Annotated in this window: 16 protein-coding genes; 10 read left to right on the top strand and 6 right to left on the bottom strand. The window is 61.4% G+C overall.

Annotated elements, in window-relative coordinates; genetic code table 11:
* Window positions 1-1,238 precede the first annotated feature (1,238 nt).
* Window positions 1,239-1,727 (top strand): putative metallopeptidase, encoded by a 489-nt coding sequence (locus tag N2315_06850; protein MCX7828909.1) that lies wholly within the window; start codon window positions 1,239-1,241, stop codon window positions 1,725-1,727.
* A gap of 235 nt (window positions 1,728-1,962) precedes the next feature.
* On the opposite strand, the gene N2315_06845 is transcribed toward N2315_06850, so the two are convergent.
* From N2315_06845 to N2315_06830, 4 genes are all read right to left on the bottom strand, one after another.
* The gene (locus N2315_06845) at window positions 1,963-2,649 is read right to left on the bottom strand and encodes a YigZ family protein (protein ID MCX7828908.1); all 687 of its coding nucleotides are present in this window, start codon (window positions 2,647-2,649) and stop codon (window positions 1,963-1,965) included.
* Window positions 2,650-2,653: 4 nt separating this feature from the next.
* Window positions 2,654-3,136 (bottom strand): HIT domain-containing protein, encoded by a 483-nt coding sequence (locus N2315_06840; protein ID MCX7828907.1) that lies wholly within the window; start codon window positions 3,134-3,136, stop codon window positions 2,654-2,656.
* Between the two features lie 12 nt (window positions 3,137-3,148).
* Complete coding sequence (locus N2315_06835) at window positions 3,149-4,099, bottom strand: ParB/RepB/Spo0J family partition protein (protein MCX7828906.1); 951 nt, start codon at window positions 4,097-4,099, stop codon at window positions 3,149-3,151.
* Window positions 4,100-4,178: 79 nt separating this feature from the next.
* Window positions 4,179-4,934, bottom strand: coding sequence for an AAA family ATPase (locus N2315_06830; GenBank protein ID MCX7828905.1), 756 nt, complete (start codon window positions 4,932-4,934; stop codon window positions 4,179-4,181).
* A gap of 1,226 nt (window positions 4,935-6,160) precedes the next feature.
* Here N2315_06830 and N2315_06825 point away from each other — a divergent pair.
* Together N2315_06825 and N2315_06820 are read left to right on the top strand one after the other, a co-directional pair.
* Window positions 6,161-6,988, top strand: coding sequence for a hypothetical protein (locus N2315_06825; GenBank protein ID MCX7828904.1), 828 nt, complete (start codon window positions 6,161-6,163; stop codon window positions 6,986-6,988).
* The gene (locus tag N2315_06820; protein ID MCX7828903.1) at window positions 6,985-7,773 is read left to right on the top strand and encodes a thermonuclease family protein; all 789 of its coding nucleotides are present in this window, start codon (window positions 6,985-6,987) and stop codon (window positions 7,771-7,773) included. Before N2315_06825 ends, N2315_06820 begins: the two co-directional genes overlap by 4 nt.
* A gap of 9 nt (window positions 7,774-7,782) precedes the next feature.
* On the opposite strand, the gene N2315_06815 is transcribed toward N2315_06820, so the two are convergent.
* On the bottom strand, window positions 7,783-8,625 hold the full coding sequence (locus N2315_06815) for a hypothetical protein (protein MCX7828902.1): 843 nt from the start codon (window positions 8,623-8,625) through the stop codon (window positions 7,783-7,785).
* Window positions 8,626-8,713: 88 nt separating this feature from the next.
* Between N2315_06815 and N2315_06810 the strand changes: the two genes are divergently transcribed.
* Complete coding sequence (locus tag N2315_06810; GenBank protein MCX7828901.1) at window positions 8,714-12,265, top strand: hypothetical protein; 3,552 nt, start codon at window positions 8,714-8,716, stop codon at window positions 12,263-12,265.
* Window positions 12,266-12,268: 3 nt separating this feature from the next.
* Here the strand turns inward: N2315_06810 and N2315_06805 are convergent, their stop codons facing one another.
* Window positions 12,269-13,270: a threonine/serine dehydratase gene (locus N2315_06805; protein ID MCX7828900.1), complete on the bottom strand. Its 1,002-nt coding sequence runs from the start codon at window positions 13,268-13,270 to the stop codon at window positions 12,269-12,271.
* Window positions 13,271-13,336: 66 nt separating this feature from the next.
* On the opposite strand from N2315_06805, the gene N2315_06800 reads away from it, so the two are divergent.
* The 6 genes from N2315_06800 to N2315_06775 all read left to right on the top strand — a co-directional run.
* Window positions 13,337-13,873: a bifunctional adenosylcobinamide kinase/adenosylcobinamide-phosphate guanylyltransferase gene (locus tag N2315_06800; GenBank protein MCX7828899.1), complete on the top strand. Its 537-nt coding sequence runs from the start codon at window positions 13,337-13,339 to the stop codon at window positions 13,871-13,873.
* Entirely contained in the window at window positions 13,858-14,625 is a 768-nt protein-coding gene (locus N2315_06795; GenBank protein MCX7828898.1) for an adenosylcobinamide-GDP ribazoletransferase, read from the top strand. Before N2315_06800 ends, N2315_06795 begins: the two co-directional genes overlap by 16 nt.
* 180 nt (window positions 14,626-14,805) lie before the next feature.
* On the top strand, window positions 14,806-15,117 hold the full coding sequence (locus N2315_06790) for a hypothetical protein (GenBank protein MCX7828897.1): 312 nt from the start codon (window positions 14,806-14,808) through the stop codon (window positions 15,115-15,117).
* 742 nt (window positions 15,118-15,859) lie between these two features.
* On the top strand, window positions 15,860-17,080 hold the full coding sequence (locus N2315_06785) for a glycoside hydrolase family 5 protein (GenBank protein ID MCX7828896.1): 1,221 nt from the start codon (window positions 15,860-15,862) through the stop codon (window positions 17,078-17,080).
* A 203-nt stretch (window positions 17,081-17,283) separates the two neighbouring features.
* Complete coding sequence (locus N2315_06780) at window positions 17,284-17,784, top strand: rubrerythrin family protein (GenBank protein ID MCX7828895.1); 501 nt, start codon at window positions 17,284-17,286, stop codon at window positions 17,782-17,784.
* Between the two features lie 219 nt (window positions 17,785-18,003).
* Window positions 18,004-19,437 (top strand): FAD-dependent oxidoreductase (locus tag N2315_06775; GenBank protein MCX7828894.1); only part of this gene is annotated, 1,434 nt, incomplete at its 3' end.

Raw genomic sequence — 19,437 nt, 5'->3', positions numbered from 1 at the left:
ATTTATCTAGCGTGGCGTTGCTTCTTGGGTTTGCATGCCGGCCTGGCCCATGTTTCACGTGAAACATGGGCCTTCCGCCGTCCCATGGTGCGGCCCCATGTGCGACATGTCCTGTTGGGTGCGGGTTTTATGCCCCACGGTATTTTTGGTGGACATCTTTGGCAATGCGTCGTTGGCGGATGCGGTTCAGGCGCGGCTTTTCTGTGGCTGCTGGATAGGCTTTGTTTTTTTATGTTACGGTTTGGGTTTTTAGCGGGGGCTTGGTTTTTGTGTCCTGATCCCTTGGGGACGGGGGTTGAAGCGGCGGTGGAGTTTTTAGCTGCCATGCCGTTTTTTCTTGGTGTCTTGCCTTGGCTTTGGGTTTTTGCGCCATTGGCGCTTGGGTCCTTCTTTGGGGCTTCCTTGGATTGGGCGGGGTCTTTGGCTTCTTAATCTGCCCTTGCGCATCCCTAGGGGGTTCTAACACCCTTGAAAGACAGGTTCTACGGCGCCTGGCGGACTTCTGGCGTAGCTGTCTTGGCTTCGTCAAAGGGTGTTTCTTGTGTTGTCCGTGGCCGCTGTTTTTCAAAGTCGTTATTTTCAAGTTTGATGTAGATGCTGGTATATCGGTCGTAGGCGTCTTTTTTGTGGTTTTTTGGCTGGATCCCCATGGATGTTTTGACGAAGCCCCGGTCTTTGTGCGAGGTTTTGTCCTATCGGGCTTTTATGGATTCGCCCTTGTTTTCATGCCCTCCCGTCTTGCTGGAGGGCATCGCCTAGCCTTGGGATGCCCTAGGCCCCACGCTCCCTTCTCCTCTTCCCATGGCGACGCGATGAAACCACCAGGGCAGATTCCAGCTTTAGCTCCATGGGCCCCTTGCGGCGGTGGGGGGATCGTCCTTTGCCCTGTTGGGGCCATGTAAGGCGATTTAGCCCCCTTCGGCAGGGAGGGAAGGCAAGATTGGAAAATGAGAAAAGGCCGTGCCCCTCCGGCAGGTTTTCAAGTTAAAGCCCCAGGGAGTTCAGGGGCCCATGGGTTGCGTCCTTGCGCCCATGGAAGGCCTTCTAGGGCTTCCGCATGCCTGTTTGGCCTTTGTCCGGTGGTTTTTATGGCCTACAAGGGCGGGCGATTATCTTGACCAATATAGACCTTGTGGGGTGTGGTAGTATAATCTTCTCCTGTCCCCTGGTGGGAAGCGGGTTTTTTAAGCCATATGCGCCGTGGGGGATACGAGAGTGGGAGGTGCGGTCCGTTGGATATGGACAAGGATGCGGGGCATGTGATCTGTTCCGATAGGATAAGGCCCATAGCGGAGGCGTTGGTGAGGAAGTACCCGGAGCTTGGGCACGTGGAGGTGGACAAGATCCTCTTCGTGCTGAACAGAAAGTCCCGGGGCAGCAAGAAACGGGTGGTTTTGGCCAAGACCAGCAGGATGCCGGCCAAGTGGCGGGAAATACTCTATCAGCTGGGGGCGGTGGAATACCAGTACGTGATGGAGTTCTTCGAGAAGACCACCTCGGTGCTGGACGAAAACCAGATGATAGCCCTGGTTTATCGGGAGCTCCGCCGGATAGGCAAGAACGGCGACGTGGCTCCCCCGGACGTGCACGAGTGGTACAACGTGCTGATGGGGCTGGGCAGGCGCTGGTTCTACCCCGACGCCACTTGCCCGAACCTGCTGAGCGACGACGTGGACTGGAAAAAGCTCATGGGGTCCGCTTACGAACCCCCCTTGCCGCCGGAGTAAAAGGCCAAGGGATGACAAGGGGACGACAACGCCACGCTACAGTCTGACACTGGGAATACAAAACCCCCGGATACCACAGAGAGCCAAGAGCGTGTCCGGGGGTTGATCTATTTTGACCTAGAGTTGCCTCTACCCCTCCCATGGAGGAGTTAGGGACCTGTTTTTAAAAGCTTATGGCGGTATTTTGGGGGTTAAGGCTAAAAAACGCGCATTCTCGGCCTTATGGTTTAAAAAATCAAACTTGGCTTCCCTGAACCCCATGGTCCCCTTGGGGGCGGTTTTTCTCCAGGGGGGACGCCAAGAGCTGTATCTCCCCGAATCGGCAAACCACCTCCCCATGGTAGGATACCTGGTCCAGGAACTTCTCGAGGGCCCCCTTCATCTCCTCCGGTATTATGCCCGAGGCCTCCAGCTTTTCCCGGTAATTCCAACGGATCGCGTCCCCCCTAAGTCCCATGCGGTGCCACCAATGCCGGAGCTGGTCCTCCTTTGAGTAGTCCAGGGTGAAGCTCACCGGCAGACACCGCTCCAACACCACCCGTTGGCAGCCCTCCAATGCCGCCTTGGCCGCCAGGTTGTAGGCGTCTATGAGCCCCCGGACCCCCAGCTTTATGCCCCCGTAGTATCGAACCACCACCACCGCCACCTGGGACATGCCGGAGGACAGGATGGCGTTCAAGATGGGCCTCCCGGCGGTTCCCGAGGGCTCCCCGCCGTCGGAGAAGCCCTCGTCCCGCCTTGGGAAATGGGTCTTGTAGGCCCAACAGTAGTGGGTGGCCCGGGGGTAATCCTCCTGCACCTCCCTTAGAAGGTCCTTCATGGCCGTGGAGTGGTCGAAGGGGATCGCCACCCCGATGAAGCGGGACCGCTTTATGGCCAGCTCCTCAACGTGGGGTTCCAACGGGGATTCTATGATCTCCAACCCATCACCCCCAGGCCTCCGCCAGAGCCCTCCGGGTCTCCTCCAGCGCCTCGGGGATGACCTTCACGTCCCCTATCACGGGCATGAAGTTGCAGTCCCCGTTCCACCGGGGCACCAGGTGAAGGTGAAGGTGCCCCGGCAGGCCGGCCCCAGCGGCGGCCCCCAGGTTCATCCCCACGTTGAAACCATGGGGGTTCATGACCCTTCGCACCAGCCCAAGGCACTTGACCTGCAGCTCCCAGAGCTCAGCGCCCTCCGGGGCCTCCAGGTCCTCCGGATCCCCCACGTGCCTTATGGGGGCTATGAGCAGATGTCCCGGGTTGTAGGGGAAACGGTTCAATATCACAAGGCACCGCTCCCCCCGGTGCACCAGAAGGGGGTCCCCCTTGGCGCCGGCGTTGCAAAGGAAGCAGCCCTCCTCCTGGACCCCGCCGGACTTTATGTAGGCCATCCGCCAAGGGGCGAATATCACGTCCCGATTCGCCAAGTCCCCCACCCCCTATTTCCCGGGAAATATCAGCCCACGGTGTTGGTCTATGAGGGCCAGGATCTTGTGGGCCTGGGACTTGTTGAGGTTCCGGAGGTGAAGGGTCAGGGAGTCCGACTTGCCGGACATGCCTATCTCCACCCCGAACTGATCGGCGAACTCGTAGGGGTAGTGGTTTATGGCCCTTGGGGTCCTCTCCCCCTTGTCCGACTCACCCCCCTGGGACTCCATTCGCCGCACCACATCCTCGGTCTGTCGGACGCTAAGGCCCCTCTGGACCACCGCCCGGGCCACCTCCTCCATCTGGCCCCGATCCTGGAGCCTAAGTAGCGCCCTGGCGTGTCCCTCCGTGATGGCCCCGGAGGACAACAGGGCCTTTACGGAGTCCGGGAGCTGCAGGAGCCTCAGCTTGTTGGTCACCGCGGAACGGCTCCAACCCAGCCTCTCCGCTATGGCCTCGTGGGTGGAGGAGAACTCCTGTATGAGCTCGTTTATGCTCTCCGCCACGTCCAGGGGGGACAGGTCCTCCCGCTGGAGGTTCTCCACCAGCGCCGCCTCCCGCATGGCCCGCTCGTCCATCTCCACCACCCGGACGGGCACCTGCTGCACCCCCGCCCTCATGGCGGCCCTCCAACGGCGCTCACCCGCCACTATCTGATAGGTGTCGTCTCCCTTGGGGCGCACCAGCAGGGGCTGAAGCACCCCGTGGACCTTTATGGACGCCGCCAGTTCGTCGATGGACCCCTCGCTTATGACCCTTCTGGGCTGGAAGGGGTTGGGCTCCAGGGCGGAACAGGGCACCCGTTCCTCCCGCTGCCCCGCCGGCCCCTCGGCCTTCAAAGGCGCCCCGTCCGCCGGTTTCTTGGACGCCGCCGGGGTATCCGGCGCCAACGCCGCCGGCTCGTCCTGCTTCGTTGGGATCAGGGAAGAAAGCCCCCTGCCAAGTCCTCCTTGCTTTGCCATTAGTCCTACCTCCCTTGTGTTTCTGTCTTGCACATCCGCCCACGGTAGGGGCCAGTTGACCCTCCGACTTATGGGGCGCCTATAGACGCCCCAGCACCTCCTGGGCCAGCTCCACGTAGGCCTGGGCCCCCTGGCTGCTGGGGTCGTAGGTCACCACCGGCATGCCGTAGCTGGGGGACTCGCTCACCCGCACGTTCCTTGGGATTATGGTGTCGAAGGTCTCCTTGGGGAATCGCTGGCGCACCTGTTCCGCCACGTCCCTGGATAGACGGGTCCTGTTGTCGTACATGGTTAGTATGATTCCGAAGAGGTCGATGGAGGGGTTCAGGTACTGGCGCACCAGGTCTATGGTTTTAAGCAGCTGCGACAGCCCCTCCAAGGCGTAGTACTCGCACTGAATTGGCACCACGAACTTGTCCGCCGCCACCAGGGCGTTTAGGGTGAGAAGCCCTAAGGATGGGGGGCAGTCCACCAGCACCAGGTGGTATGAATCGAACTGCTCCCGGAACTTCCTAAGCCTGGACTCCCGACTGATGGCGGAGGACAACTCGATCTCCGCACCCGCCAGGTCTATGGTGGCGGGCAGCACCCACAGGTTGTCTATGTCCGACTGCACCACCACCTGCTCGAACTGGGCATCCCCCAACAACAACTCGTAAACGCTCTTGGACAGAGAGGAACGGTCGATACCGATCCCGGACGTGGCGTTCCCCTGGGGATCCATGTCCACCATCAAAACCCTCTTCCCCTGCATGGCTATGGCCGCCGCCAGGTTCACGCAGGAGGAAGTCTTCCCCACCCCCCCTTTTTGGTTCGTAAGGGCCAACACGGTCATTTCGCAACCCTCCCCGCTGGGTATGGTTTCACGTGAAACATTATAAACCAATTCGCAAGAGCGGGGTACGCCGACGAGGTTCTTGTGGGTCCCGGGGCGGCATTTCCCGGGAAATAGCCCAAGGGGGCCGCCGCCTACGGCCAGGAGTCGGCCCTTTGGTCGAAGATCCGGTCTTGTGGTTTTTGCGCAACCCCCGAGAGTTCGTGGCGGTTCGCGACGGAGCTTTTGGGTGTTTGTGTTTTGAGTTTGCATCTGTGAGCAGTTGTCGTTTCCCGGCCGAGTTCTTGGGGCATGTGCCGGGGTCTTGTTTGCTTGGCGTCGACGCGTCGGCAGACGGCTCGGGGCCAAGTCCTCTGTGTGTTTCTTGGAGGATTTTCGAGGGTTGGCGAGGACTCGGAGTTGCCTTGGAGTCTTTTTGATCTTTGCTCGCTAACGGCGGCATCCCACCGAAGGGGGTCGGGTGTCGTGGTTTGGGGCGGTGAATTTTCACTGTTCTGGGCCATGCCCAGCCTTCCTTAGGGCAATCCGCATTCCGTGGGCGGTGGCCTTGGAGTCGGCATACCCTTGTCGAATGAGCCCTTCGAGGTGCGCTGGTAGCCCTTGGGTCGGCCCCCTTGGCTTACCCCGTTGGGGTTGCGGTGCCGCCCGGCCCTTGTGTTTCGGGTTTGGGTTTAGATGTGGATGGCGAGGCCGGAGCCCAGGGGCCGCCCTTCTTGCTCGAAGGGATGCTCCTTGCTTTCTTTGAGACAGGGCTTTGGATTTCCCAGGCCCCCTCTTTTTAGGAGCGCCCTAGCGGTCCTTCTTCTCGTCTTGCCTTTACCGGACTTTGTCCTTTTAGTATCATTTATGCCGCATGGGCCTATGTGGGCCCGTGGGCCGGCGTTTTGCCATGGGGAGTAGTCGGGGTTTGGTTGTCCTGTTTTTCCGGGGCTCGGGCGGCCGTGGGAGAAGGGCGGGGTCTTTTTTTGTCCTCTGCTGCCATCTTCCCCTCCCGTTTGCGGCCTGGAATTGTAGCAGTTGGGCGAGGTATCAGCCGGGGGTTCCTATTCTTTGTTGCCCATCGTGGAGCAGAGGCCCTGTAGCTTCGACTCCTTGCGTCAGGCGGCGCCTCGTGCTTAGCGTCGATCGAGGGCCAGCCCTCCTTGCCGCGCTGAATCGGCTTCGTTCCGCTGGGGCGAATGTTCGACTTGGCGCGCCCGAGGGGTCTTGGTTGGTTGTGGTCTTCGTTGGCGGATGGAGGTTGCCTTTGGTTTGAGTCCTTGCGGTGCTGCCGCCGCGTTGGATGGCGCGGGTTTCACGTGAAACCGGGGCTGGCGTCATTTCCCGGGAAATGGGGGGTTGCCATGGGATGGCTTGGGCGCTTCTGCGAGTTCGCCTCCTCGGCGGCGGATGGTGCCGATGGGGTGTTTGGCCTGGGGGTGAACCATTCCTGGGTGTCGTCCCGCTTTCTTGGCGTGGGGTGGTCTTCCGAGGGGGGCTTCCTTGGTCGGAGGTGGTTTAAGGGGCTGCCCCCAAGGGTTCCCCTGCCGTCCCTCTTTCCCCTTCTGGGGGCGGGGGACTCCCGTCGAAGGGCCCTGGGCCTTGCGGCCATGGACTCCCTGCTGCCCCGACCCTCCGAGGGGGTCTTGTTGGGGGACTACCTGGCGTCCCGCCGGGGCAGGGGCGCGGTTGTGCTGGGGAGGTCGGAGCTAACCTCCCTTCTTCGGATGGAACTGTCGGTGGAGTGCGTGGTGGTTGACCGCCCCGGCAGGGAGGACGAGGTGGGGCGCTGGTGGTCCCATCTCCTGCGTTTCGGGGCCCCCATGCTTTGGGTGCTGCCCGAGGCGGTGTCCTGGATGCCCTGGTGCTTGCCGCCCGGAGGGCTTGATGTCTTCGAAGAGGTCATCCTGGGGCCTGACCCCTATCCTCCCATGGGGAGCCTTTATGGGTCCCTCGGGGTCACCGCCTGGGTCTTCCACAGGTGGAGGAACGACCGGGATGTCCTCTCCTGGATGGTGAGGGGTGGGCATCTGATGGACATGGAGGGCTATTCCTTGGAGGTGTGTTTCGCATGATCGGGCGTAGGGGCAAGAGGTTGGGAGGTCTTGGCGGGTTGGCGCTGGCCCTTCTATGGGTTCTTCGTACCATGAGCGTGGCGGAGGCTCCGGTGGAGGGGCTGGTGGTGGATGTGTTGGACGGCGACACCGTGAGGGTTCGCCTCTCCGGAGAGGTTAAGACCCTTCGCTACCTTTATATAGACACGCCGGAAATGCACCATCCCCAGCGGGGGGAGGAAGAGTTCGGGGAGGCGGCGGCGGAATTTAACAGGAAGCTGGTCATGGGGCGTGTCATAAGGATCGAGTTCGACAAGGAGCGGGAGGATAAGTACGGGAGGCTCCTTGGGACCCCCATGGTCAACCTCGGGGGCCGTTGGGTGCGGGTCAACGAGGCCTTGGCTTCCAGGGGGCTTGGGCTCGCCATGGTGGTTTCACCGAACGACTCGGGGGCTTGGCGGATTAGGGGTGCGGTGCTGGAGGCAAAGGAGAAGGGCCTTGGGCTGTGGGGGCCCAGCAAGGATGGGTCAAGGGGGTTCACCGAGGCCCAGGTGAAGGCCTTCGCGGGCAAGCTTCGCGGCCGTTGGATCCGGGCGGAGATCCGGGTTAAGAAGGTGGCCCGCTCAAGGGGAGGGTCGGTCCGCATCTTTGGGGACCGGGGGTTCCTGCACCTTTTGAGCTATCCGGGGGTTTATGACTTCTCCTCCATATCCCCTGGGGACCGGCTCGTCATATGGGGCTGTCTTACCGCTTCGTCAAGGGGGTGGCACATCCGGTGGGTAGATCCCGCCCAGAAGATGAACTAGGGATCAGGGCTATTCGAAGGGGGATTGGGGCAGGAGCCTTATGGGGATCCTCCACCCAGTTAGATCCTCCGGCTTTGTGGGCTGGGCTGAACCGGTGACGTCCAAGAGCACTCTCTTGAACCCGCCTTCCAGAAGTCTGTCCCTCACGGGCTCCCAGCCCCAACGCCTGTCCGAAAGGGGCTTCAGCACCACCGTGTCGGGGTCCATCAGGACCAAAGAGTACATCCCAAGGGCGCTCTGTTGCGCCTCCCCAAGGACCTTCAGCCTTCCTAGGTGCTGGACGCTGAGTTTGAGCCCCGGGGATATCATGTGGGTCAGGCATTTTACCCCCCGGTAGCCCTCCCATCGCAGGCCCATCATGGATAGAGCCCCTATGGCTTCGGCCTTCCCTATGCCGTGGTCCCCAAGGGGCACCATGACCCGGTCCTCGGAACAGGCCCTGGTGCCGAACTTCTGGGTTCTCAGGGTCTCCACCGTGAGGGGGTCGCATATTCCCCATCGGTCCGGCAGGGCCGCCGCCACCGCCCGGTGAATGGCCTTTCTGCACCGGTAACAGCGATCCGGTTGGTTTTTCAGGATCTCCTGGATCTCATCCTCCCTGATCCTCACCCTAATAGTTTGACCCCTAAACTCTAGGGCCCATCGGGCGGCGAACTCCAGGGCCCCCTGGTGCCAGAGGGGGGACTCTACGAGGATCAGCTTGACCCGATCCTTGCCCATAACCTCTTCGGCGATCCTGGCCAACAACACGCTCCCGGGACTTCCGGAGAATATTATCCCAACCCCCTTTAGCCGGGAGGATTCGAGCTCTTCCCTTACTCCTTCAAGCCCCTTAGCCAATCTGGTTTCCAATTTTAAACCCGCCTTTCCCGTGATAAAATCTAACGGTCCCGTGGAGGGATGTTTCGTATTCTAAGCTTAAAAAAAGAGAGGTGGTCCCATGAGGGGCTTCAAGGTCCTGGCGGTCCTGGTTGGTGCCTTTGCCGCCATCGCCCTTGCGGCGGTGCCCCTGTCCACGGCGCTTCGCAAGAGCGACCTATACAGCCGCCACGTTCAGGACGCCCTGTCCCGGGGTCTTAAGGACTCCTTCGGGGGCTCCATGGCGGCGGGAGCCTTCTCAGGGAACCCCCTTGCGGGTTACGACGCGTCGGATGTGGTGGTAAGGGATTCCCGGGGCCGTACCATCCTTAAGGCCCGAACCCTGCGGCTTACCCTTTCGCTTCTGGATCTTGTGAGGGGGAAGCCTAGGCTGTCTTCGGTACAATTTTACTCCCTCCAGGGGGATTTGGACGTGATGAGGTCCGTTCGAACCAAGGGAAAGTCCGGGGAGAGGATGCCCTTCGATGAGATAAGGTTGAGGGATGGGGTGCTAACCACCTCCCAGGGCCCCCTGGTCATAGAAAGGGGGAGGCTTCGCTTTCCCCAGGAGGGGTACCGGTTCTCGCTGGAAGGGACCTTCGCCGGCGGTCCCATATCCGCCAAGGGGGAGGTCTTAAGGGTTCAAAATTCCAGCGCCTTACAGCGGGACGTGTCCTTGGAGCTCAAGCTGCATGGGGGAGAGTTGGAGGTGCGGGGGACCCTGGAAAACCCCATGGAGCTATCCGGTTCCGTCAGGGGGATTGAAATTCCCAAACTTAGGAGCCTCCTCTGGGCCCTCGGCAGGCGGTACGGTTGGATGAACTCCCTGGAGGGGCGGATCTGGACCGATTTTGACCTGAAGGGAACCCCGTCGGCGCTGGTGGCGGACGGCAAGGGGCGGGGGGAGGATTTGAATTTAAATGGATATTTAATAAAATCTCTTCGGGGGCCTTGGACCCTGTCGAGCAAAAGGCTTACCTTGATGGTGGATGAAGGGGAGATGAACGGGACCTCCCTCTCCGGCAGGGTTTACCTTCAGATGGGAAGCCCTTGGAGCTTGAGGCTTCGGCTTTCCGGGGGGCCCTTTGGTCTGGAGGCCTGGCGCAAGACCTTTCCTTGGCTTGAGGCGTCCAAGGGGGTCATGGAGGAGGTGTCCGCGGACCTGGTCTACTCCGGCGGGAAGCTATCGGGCAATGTGAACGCCTCTGGGGCGGCGGTCACCCTGGCGGGGGAGGCCCTTAAGAACCTTCGACTTAAGGCGCAGATCTTACCCTCCGGCACGGGGCTTTCGGGATCCGCCAAATGGACGGGGATTGATGCCTCCTTCTCCGGCAGCTTGCAGGGCCACAGGCTGTCCATAGGAGGTCCCTTTCGGGGCTTGGACATTGGGGTGTTGAAGGGCCGTTTCCCGGATCTGGCGGGGTTGGAGCCCAAGGGTGTTTTAAGGGGCACCTTCAAGCTTTCCTATTCAAAGGAAAAGGGGTTGGGAATAGGGCTCATCTCCTCCGGGGGGACCGTTGAGATGACCCTTGGGGGCAAGAGGGTGAAGATGGAGGGGATCTCCCTGGATGGGGAGTTTCTAAGTTCCAAGGGGCTTCTCAAGGTGTCAAACCTGGCCTTTGGGTTAATGGGCGGGATGTTCTCCCTGTCCGGATCCATTACGGACCTTCGAGGTCGGGGGGAGATTGTGGCCCAGGGGGCTTTCAAGGGCCTTCCGGCGAAGCAGTTCCTGGGGGATCCGGCGTCGGGCGAGCTGGCCGGCAGGTTCACCCTGAGGGGCAGCAGGAGATCTCCGGTGGTTGTCTTCGACGCGTCTGGGAACGTGTCCCTGAATGGGGTTCCCATAAGGAATCTCGGCCTTAGGGGTGTGAGCCATGGAGGCGGCGGGATTGAGGGCCTGGAGGTGCGGGGCACCGCCTTCGGCGTCCCTTTTTCGCTGAAGGGGGAGGCCAAGGAGGGGCAGGTGAACCTTTCGGGCTCGGTGCCGTCGGTGCCCCTGGAGGCATTGGGGGCCCTGGATGGTTTGGGGTCTAAGCTTAAGGGGCCCGTGTCGTTGGGCATCCGGGTCCGCGGAGGAGGGAACTCCTTCCAGGCCTTCGTCCAGGTTTCCGGAAGATCCATATGGGCCTTGGGCCTTCCGGTGAGAAACCTGTCCGGGGAGGTTCGCGTATCCAAGGGCCGCTGGGAGATCCCCTCCATGGCGGGGGAGCTCTTGGGCGGCGGGGTGAACCTTTCGGGCGCCTCCGGGGGAGAGGGTTTGAGGTTGAAGGCCGCCGTGAGGGACATCTCCATCGGGGCCAAGGGATCTCCCCTGGAGGGTTTGGGTCGGGGTAAGTTCTCAGGCGTCGTGACGGTCTCCTCCAAGGACGGCAGGGAGGAGATAGCCCTTAAGGGTAAGGTGGAAGGGCTCTCCTTCAGCGGTGTTTACTTAGGCGGCGTCCACATCTCCGCTCGGGGGGACCGGCGGGCGCTGGTGATCGAGTCCGCCACCGCTTCCATGGGAGGGGGCAGCATATCCGCCAAGGGCCGGCTGATCCTGGATGGAGACGTGCCATCCCTTGCCCTTTCGGTGAGGGGTAAGGGAGTTGACGTGGAAGACGCGCTGGGCAAGCTCCGGTTCGGCGGGGTGCCCCTGTCGGGGGTGGCGGATCTTGCGGCGGAGATAACCTATAAGAAGGGCCTTTCCGGTGGAGGCGTGATGACCTTCAGCCCCCTGGTGGTGAGGGGGCTGAAGGTGGATAACCTGAGGCTCCCGTTCTATTATGGGGGCGGTTACCTGGTGGTGGAGGACGGACGGGGCAGCGCCTACGGGGGGGCGGTGAGGCTGCAGTTTTCCCGGGAAATGGCCTCCACCAAGTACGGGGGCAACCTGTGGGTTGAGGGCTTCGACCTGGCGGGGGTATGGGAGGATCTGTACCCGGGCAGGAAGCTGAAGGGGGCCGGCAAGGGGAACCTCACCCTCTCGCTGCAGGGGGACGTGAACCGGACCAGCACCAAGCGGGGCCGTGGGAAGCTGTCCCTGCGGGACGGGAGCTTCTGGGGGTTTGAGCCCGCCATGGAGGCCGCCATTGGGGGCAAAAAGGTATCCTACAAGGATCTTGGGGTCTCCTGTGAGCTCGAAGGGGCGGACCTCTTTATATTGCCCGGCAGCCGCATATCCTCCCCGCCGGGGGACCGGCTTTACCGGTACATGATGTTCGACGGCTCCGTGTTCGGTGCCGGGGCCCTGGACATCAACTGCTACGGCAACCTAAACTCCCGGGGGCTTAACGCCATTGCCGGAGTGATAGGCGGGGTGGTCTCCGCTGGATTGAACACCCAGTCGTTGTTGCGGAACGTGTTGAGCGGCGCCATCGGGGGTTGGGCCAGCGGACAGTTCCGGGACGTGTCCTTTCAGGTGAAGGGCACGGTATCCAACCCAACCATAAGCAATCTCAAGGTCTACTCCCCCAGCCGGCCCAGGGAGACGGGCCCCTCGGGAGGAACCAAGAAGGACGAGCGGGAGATCAGGCTTAACATAGAGGTCCCCACCGGCGGTTCCAGCGGGGACCATGTGGGCGGTCAGATACAGGAACAGATAATAGACAACCTGTTTAACATATTGGTGCCCCAGGGGCAGGAACAGGGGGAGTAGCCCTTACAGGTTTTTAACCTCCTCCAAGTGTTGCTCCAACACCTGGAGGAGCCGGTGGGAGTCCACGTTCCCGCCGGAGATGATTATCCCAACCTTCAGTCCCCTTAGGTCCATGGCCCCCTCCAGCAGGGCCGCCACCCCCACCGCCCCGGAGCCCTCAACCACCTGGTGGTGATGGTGCAGGAGGAACGCCATGGCCCTCCCGATGGAGACCTCGGTCACCTGCAGCATCCCCGCCATGCGGGTCTTGGCCAGGTCCAAAAGGCTCTGGGGGATGTACCCCGCAAGGCCGTCCGCCAGGGTGGGAAGGTACTCCACGTCTTTTACTACCCCGTCCTCCCAGGACACCACGTATGGGTTGGACGCCTCGGACTGGACCCCGTATACCCGGATGCCGGGGCGCAGGTGGCAGGCCGCCAGGGCTACCCCGTTCATGAGCCCTCCTCCGCCGGCGGGGACTATTATCACGTCCAGATCCGGCTGGTCCATCATCATCTCGATCCCTATGGTGGAGGCTCCACATACTATGTGATGGTCCTCGAAGGCGGAGATGAACTCCATTCCCTCCTGCCTGGAGAGCCTCAAGGCTTCCTCTTCCGCTTGGTCGTAGGAGCCCTCCAGCACCTTTAGCTCCACCCACTGTCCTCCGAGCCTTGATATGGCCTCCTTCTTCGTATCAGGGCACGTGGAGGGCACGCATATGACGGCCTTAACCCCTAGGGAGTTAGCCGCCATGGCGACCCCCTGGGCGTGGTTGCCGCTGGAGGCGGTCACCACCCCTTTGGCCCTCTTCTCCTGGTCCAGGCTGTGCATCTTGAAGAGGGCCCCCCGGACCTTGAAGGCCCCGCATAGCTGCTGGTTCTCCCATTTCAGGTATACCTGGGCGCCGGTAAGGGCGCTTAAGGGCTTGGAGATCTCCGTGGGGGTGTGCCTTACCCGGAGCTTCAGAAAACGGTACGCCATTAGTGAATCGGTGATGGATGGGTTTATGGGCAGCTTGTTCAATTTTTTTAATCTCCTTTAACCAGTTCTATTTCGTATAATAATAGCCTAAAAGGGGGTGCGGTTCCAGTGGAGAGGGTTTTGATCTTGGGAGGCGTAAGGAGCGGCAAGAGCCGCCTTGCGGAGTCCCTGGTGAGGGCCGAAGGCCCGGTGCTTTACTGCGCCACCGCGGAGGTGTTGGACCGTGAGATGGATGAGCGGGTGAGGCTTCATCGGATGAGGCGTCCTGCGGGGTGGCTCACCTGGGAGGGGCGTCCCGAGGAGTTGGAGGCGGCCGTAAGGTCCTTCGATGGGGACGTCCTGGTGGATTGTCTTACCCTTTGGCTCAGCCGGATCTGCCTTGCAGATCCCGCCTTTGACGGTCCCCTGGAGGGCTGGAGGGATCTTTTTGGCAGGGCCCTTGGGATGACGGAGGCCCTCTTCAGGGCCCCCGTCAAGGGACGGATGGTGGTGGTGTCCAACGAGGTGGGCTTCTCCCTGGTGCCCACTAACCCAATGGGTCGGCGCTTCCAGGAGCTCCAGGGAACGGCCAACTCTTTGGCGGCGGGGTTTTGCCACCGGGTGGCTTTGGTTGCCGCGGGGATACCCATATGGCTGAAGGGATGATGGGATACCTCTTCTTCATACCCCGGGGCTTTTCGGTCATGTGGAACCTGCTTACCCGGCTGCCAAGGCTTGGGGATCGGTACCCGTCGGAGGACCAGCCGGGGGTGCTTGCCATGGCCCCACTGGTGGGGGGATTCATGGGCCTTGCGGTGGGGGCGGCGGTCCTTGGTATTCGAGATGGGGCGCCGGACCTCTTGGTGGGGGCCATTTCGGGAGGGGCTTACGCCCTTTTGGGCTGGTCGCTGCACTTAGATGGGTTCGCGGACCTATGGGACGGCCTTGGCTCCGGCCGAAGGGGCGAGGCCATGCGGGAGGTCATGAAGGACAGCCGCTCCGGCGCCTTCGGGGTCATGGGATTGGCGTTCGGCCTTTTAATCTGGTGCTCCGCCTGCGGGGATCTGCATGGCCTCCGCCTGCCCCTGGGGCTAGCCCTAGGCGGCGCTTTGGGGCGGTTTTCCCTCCTGGTCTGTGCCTTCTTTGGGAAATACCCTTGGGGCTCGGGGCTTGGCAGGGTCTTTGTGGGGCGGATCAAGCTGCGCCACCTGGCCCTTGGGACACTCTGGTGCGTCCCCTTCGGGGCCTTTGCCCCGCCGCGTCTTATCGTGGGGCTCATGGGCTTCACTGGCCTTTTGGGGGCCCTGGTGGCGGTTTGGATGAACCGAAGGATGGGTGGAGTTAACGGAGATGTGCTGGGGGCCTGTGAAGTTCTGGCTGAGATCGGGGTTTTGGCGGCTCTTGCGAAATTCATGTAGCCCTTGAATTCACATCACATATGGTAATTTCCCCTTAAATGTCATATAATCTTCCCCCGGCCCCCATGGCTTCAACAAAATTAAAATCAAAGTAAGTCATGGGGTCTCAAAGACGAGGAAGGGGGCTTTGAAGTGTCGTTGAGGTTGGGTTTCTTGCATTTCCGGGCCGGGGGTAAGCTCTTGTCGCGTTGGCTTCGTTCCGCCCTGTGGGGCCTTGCCCTATGGGCTTTAAGCGCCTTGTGGAGCGGGTCTTCCGGGGTGCTCTTGGCCTTTGATGGTGCGGCGATGGAGAATCTGGGGCGTTTTAGCGGCTCAAGCGGCCTTTTAGCTCCCCTGGAGGGCGAGGGAACCTGGTATGAGGGGATCCACGGGGCGGCGTCCCATGGCGTCCGAAGCCCCAGGGAGCTTTCCAGGGCGGAGCTCAACAAGTTGAAGAAGGTGCTTAACAAGGACAAGGATAAAGATAAGAAGCTTCCCCCGAAGAAGAAGTAGCTTTTTGGGGCGGCTCCGGCGGTTTTGCTTTTAATGATTTTAATGCCCTGTGGAGGTTTTGCTCCCATCCACTGGCTTTGCTGGTTGCATGGAGCTCTCCGGAGCTAGTGGGGGCGTGGCCCCTTGGGGCTAGAAATTTAGAGTTTTGTAATTTTGGAAATTGGCCTTTGATTTGGGCCTTTGGGCGGTTCTTGTGGGAGATCCGGGTGTGCTGGTGTGGGTCATGTCCATGGCTTCGGCGTTTTTGATTTTACGGGGCCATGCCCCCCGTGGGGTCATGTTGGCGCCGGCCCCTTGAGGTTTGGCGGTAGAGGGCGTAACCAGAAACCAAACCCCATGGGGGCCCTTGGGTTGAGCCGTGGGTTTGTCAGTCGTCCTGGCGGGTTGGCCTTACCGGAGATATTGCGCTGATAAGACAAGTGGGGATAGAACGCAATCCTTTCCCGGCCCCCGGGGCCTTAAGGATTTTGGATTTTACATTTTAGATTGGCAAAGAAGACGAGTTCCCTTCGGGGGATGATGCCGGAAGCGAAGCTGCGCCATCCTCGAAGCTTAGGTAGTTTGTGGACATTGGCCTAGGCCATTTGAAGACGGGATGGCAGCGCTTCCCTCTTGCCCCAAGGACGGCGTCTTCACCTCAAAGGCTTTTAGGGTCGTTGGGGTGGAGGGTTGTTTGGGACTTTAGTTGAACTATGTGGCGGCGCCCTGGGCGGATGATTTTTATGAGGGGAGTTGTGCTTAAGTGCCGTTGATTCGTTTGTTTTCGCCGTGCGTTGGCGGCCTCATGGCGGGGGCCTTGTTGGCCTTTGGGCTGTGGATCGGTCCATGCTCCGCCTTGGCGGGGGAGAAGATAGCCTTTTGGGACATCCAGAGGAAGGGGGCCAACTTCTTCAACCACGAGCCCACGGAGGAGTGGTTCGACGCCGCCAAGGCCCTTGGGGTTCAGTGGGTCAGGCTGGCTTACGACAAGTGGGACGGGGAGGGGCGGGACTTCCTCCTTAAGGACGCGGACCGCTACCGGGGGCTCTCCCGGGCGGATCTCAATAAGCTGAAGAAGGTGCTTCGCTGGGCCCAGGAGAGGGGCATCAAGGTGGTCATAGCCCCCTTGACCCTTCCGGGCAGCCGCTGGGCCCAGAACAACGGCGGCGTAAGGGACATGAGGCTTTGGCGGGACATTGCCTACTGGGCCCAGGCGGAGGCCTTCTGGAGGGACCTCGCCAGGGAGCTTAAGGACAACCCAGCGGTGGGGGGGTACAACATAATAAACGAGCCGGTGCCGGAGTTCCGTTCCGGCCTTGAGGAGACCGCTTCGGTGGAGGAGTACAGGGCCTGGTACCGGAAGCATCGGGGGACCCCTTCGGACCTCTTCGAGTTTTACAGACGGGTGATAGCCGCCATAAGGGAGGTGGACGGGGATACCCCCATAATGGTGGACTCCGGGTATTTTGCAAGGCCCGACGCCTTCACCTACTGGCCCTCGGCCCTTGAGGACCGGAAGGTGCTGTACGCGGTGCACATGTACGAGCCCTACGAGTTCACCAGCCACCGGAACTTCTCTGAGCGCAAGGGGTTCTCCTACCCCGGAGAGGTTCCCTACGGGGGCAAGGTGGAGAGGTGGGACCGGTCAAGGCTCCAGAGGTACTTCGAACCATTTCTTCGATGGGCCGAGGAGAACCGGATACCCCCCAACCGGATGGTGGTGGCGGAGTTCGGCTGTTACAGGAGGAACAAAGGGGCGGAGCGGTACTTCGGGGATCTCATATCCTTCATGAACCGCCGGAAGCTCCACTGGGCCTTTTACGCCTTCCGGGAGGACCAGTGGGACGGCATGGACTACGAGATAGGCGCCGGGGGCCTTGGGGAGTCCTACTGGAAGGCGGTGGAGAAGGGCCTTAAGCCGACTCCGCCGAGGAAGGACAATCCCCTCTTTGAGGTGATAAAAAGGGAGTTCCGGCGTCCCTAGGGCTTTGGGGCCGAGGGACGCTAAGACCCGCGGGGGCCTTGGGGGCCCCGTTTTTTTATGTCTTTATGAACTTCTTTAGGGGCTTGACAGGCCGGGGGAGTTGGTGTAAATAAAAACCGTTTCAATTTGGCTGCCCTTGAATCCCGGGAGGGGGTAGAATGGCAAGGGCCCTTTGAATTGAATACAGGAGGAAGAGGAGGAGGATGAGAGGCATGAAGACCCACGACAACCTGATGAGCGCCTTTGCGGGAGAGTCCCAGGCCAACCGCAAGTACCTGGCCTTCGCCAAGGTGGCGGAGAAGGAGGGGCACCGTCTGGCGGCAAAGATGTTCCTTGCCGCGGCGGAGGCGGAGACCATACACGCCCACGGGCATCTCAAGGCCGCTGGAGGCATAGGGGACACCGCGTCGAACCTCAAGGCCGCGGTGGGCGGCGAGACCTACGAGTACACCCAGATGTACCCCCCCTTCATCGAGGACGCCAAGGCGGAGGGCAACGATGAGGCGGTGAGGACCTTCACCTACGCCAACGAGGCGGAGAAGGTGCACGCCAAGCTCTTCCAGGAGGTGCTGGACAAGCTGGGCACCGACGACGGGGACGAGTTCTTCGTCTGCACCGTCTGCGGCCATGTTCACAAGGGCAAGGAGGCCCCAGAGGAGTGTCCCATATGCCGCTCCAAGTCCGGGGCTTACAAGATGGTTTAAGCCAAGTCATACCGGGATCTTAGTACCTAACCCATTACATTGGTCTCCTTCTTGTGGCTTGCGGAAGGTCCGGCGCTCCCCCGGGCCTTCTTTTTTTTGCATCCCCTCCCCCTTTACAGACCCCCTTTTAGGTCATAACATTGCCCCGTAGATATACCCCCTGCGGTATGTTGGTTTGCTCAGCCCGGGGGAGATGTCATCGGTGAGGAGGTGTCCTGCGTGAGCGGAACGGGCGGGAAACGGGTGGTGGTGGTAGGCGGTGTGGCCTGTGGGGCCAAGGCGGCGTCCAGGCTTCGGCGGCTAAGGCCCGATTGGGACATAACCATAGTGGACAAGTCCGATACCTTAAGCTATGCGGCGTGCGGGATGCCCTTCTTCCTGGAGGGTGCGGTGCCGGACTTCAAGGAGCTACTGTCCACCCCCGCGGGGGTCATAAGGGATGCCAACTTCTTCCGCAACGTGAAGGGCATCCATGTTTTGACCGGCCACATGGCCACCGGCGTAGACCGCTCCCGCAAGGCGGTCTTGATGGTGGACGTTGAGACCGGCGGCGCCAAGGAGCTTCCCTACGACTACCTGGTGCTTGCCACCGGCGCCTCCCCGGTGATGCCGGACCTGCCGGGGATAGACCTCAACGGGGTGAGCCCCCTTTGGACCCCCAGGAACGCCCTTGAGATCCGTTCTGCCCTGGACGGCGGGACCGTCAAGGAGGCGGTGGTGGTGGGCGCCGGCCTGGTGGGGCTGGAGGCGGCGGAGGCCATGGCCAAGAGGGGCGTAAGGGTTACGGTGGTGGAGCTCCTGGACCGTCCCCTGGCGGCTCTTTTGGACCATGAGTTCGGGGCCCGGCTGGCCAAGGCCATAAGGAGCTATGGGGTGGAGTTCATCCCCTCCTGCAAGGTGGAGGGCTTCGAGGGAAGCTGCGGGGTCCTGTCGGGGGTGGTGACAGACCGGGGGACCATAAGCGCCCAGCTCGCCCTGGTCAGCGTGGGTGTGAGGCCCAACTCCCAGCTGGCTAAGGACGCGGGGCTTGAGATAGGCGCCGCGGGAGGGGTTAAGGTGGATCCCTCCATGCGGACCAGCGATCCTTACATATACGCCGGGGGAGACTGCGTGGAGACCTATAACCGCGTCACCGGAGGTCCTGCAAGGCAGCCCATGGGGTCCACCGCCAACCGGCACGGCCGGGTGATAGCGGACAACATAGCGGGGGTGGGAGGCCAGTTCAACGGGATCATAGGGACCGCCGTCATGAGGTTCTTCAAGCACACCGTGGGCCGCACGGGCCTTTCGGAAGAGGCAGCAAGGCAGGCGGGTTTTGACCCCGTGGGGGTCACCGTGACGGGCTCCGACAAGCCCCACTTCATGGAGGGTTCCGGCCCGGTGGTGATCCGCATCGTGGCGGACCGTAAGACCCGCCGGGTGCTGGGGGGACAGCTCTTCGGCGCCGGCCAGGTGGACAAGAGGCTGGACGTGTTGGCCTGCGCGGTCTACTCGGCCATGACGGTGGACCAGCTGGCGGACATGGACCACGCCTACGCGCCCCCCTTCTCCTCCGCCCTGGACGTGATGACCCACGCCGCCAACCACCTGCGCAACCTCCTGGACCAGCACGTTAACACCTGTCTCTTATACACATCTCCGAGCCCACGAGAC

Source organism: Thermanaerothrix sp. (genome assembly GCA_026417795.1).
In the GTDB taxonomy this organism is placed as follows: Bacteria; Synergistota; Synergistia; order Synergistales; family Synergistaceae; genus Thermanaerovibrio.
Note: the sequence above shows the minus strand (reverse complement) of the source record. Positions and strands in the feature narration are given on the sequence as shown.

What these genes read in the sequence shown, in the direction of transcription:
- N2315_06830 (MCX7828905.1), bottom strand. Translation starts at nt 4,934, where the DNA reads ATGACCGTGTTGGCCCTTACGAACCAAAAAGGGGGGGTGGGGAAGACT.
- N2315_06820 (MCX7828903.1), top strand. Translation starts at nt 6,985, where the DNA reads ATGATCGGGCGTAGGGGCAAGAGGTTGGGAGGTCTTGGCGGGTTGGCG.
- N2315_06810 (MCX7828901.1), top strand. Translation starts at nt 8,714, where the DNA reads ATGAGGGGCTTCAAGGTCCTGGCGGTCCTGGTTGGTGCCTTTGCCGCC.
- N2315_06780 (MCX7828895.1), top strand. Translation starts at nt 17,284, where the DNA reads ATGAGAGGCATGAAGACCCACGACAACCTGATGAGCGCCTTTGCGGGA.
- N2315_06795 (MCX7828898.1), top strand. Translation starts at nt 13,858, where the DNA reads ATGGCTGAAGGGATGATGGGATACCTCTTCTTCATACCCCGGGGCTTT.
- N2315_06850 (MCX7828909.1), top strand. Translation starts at nt 1,239, where the DNA reads ATGGACAAGGATGCGGGGCATGTGATCTGTTCCGATAGGATAAGGCCC.
- N2315_06835 (MCX7828906.1), bottom strand. Translation starts at nt 4,099, where the DNA reads ATGGCAAAGCAAGGAGGACTTGGCAGGGGGCTTTCTTCCCTGATCCCA.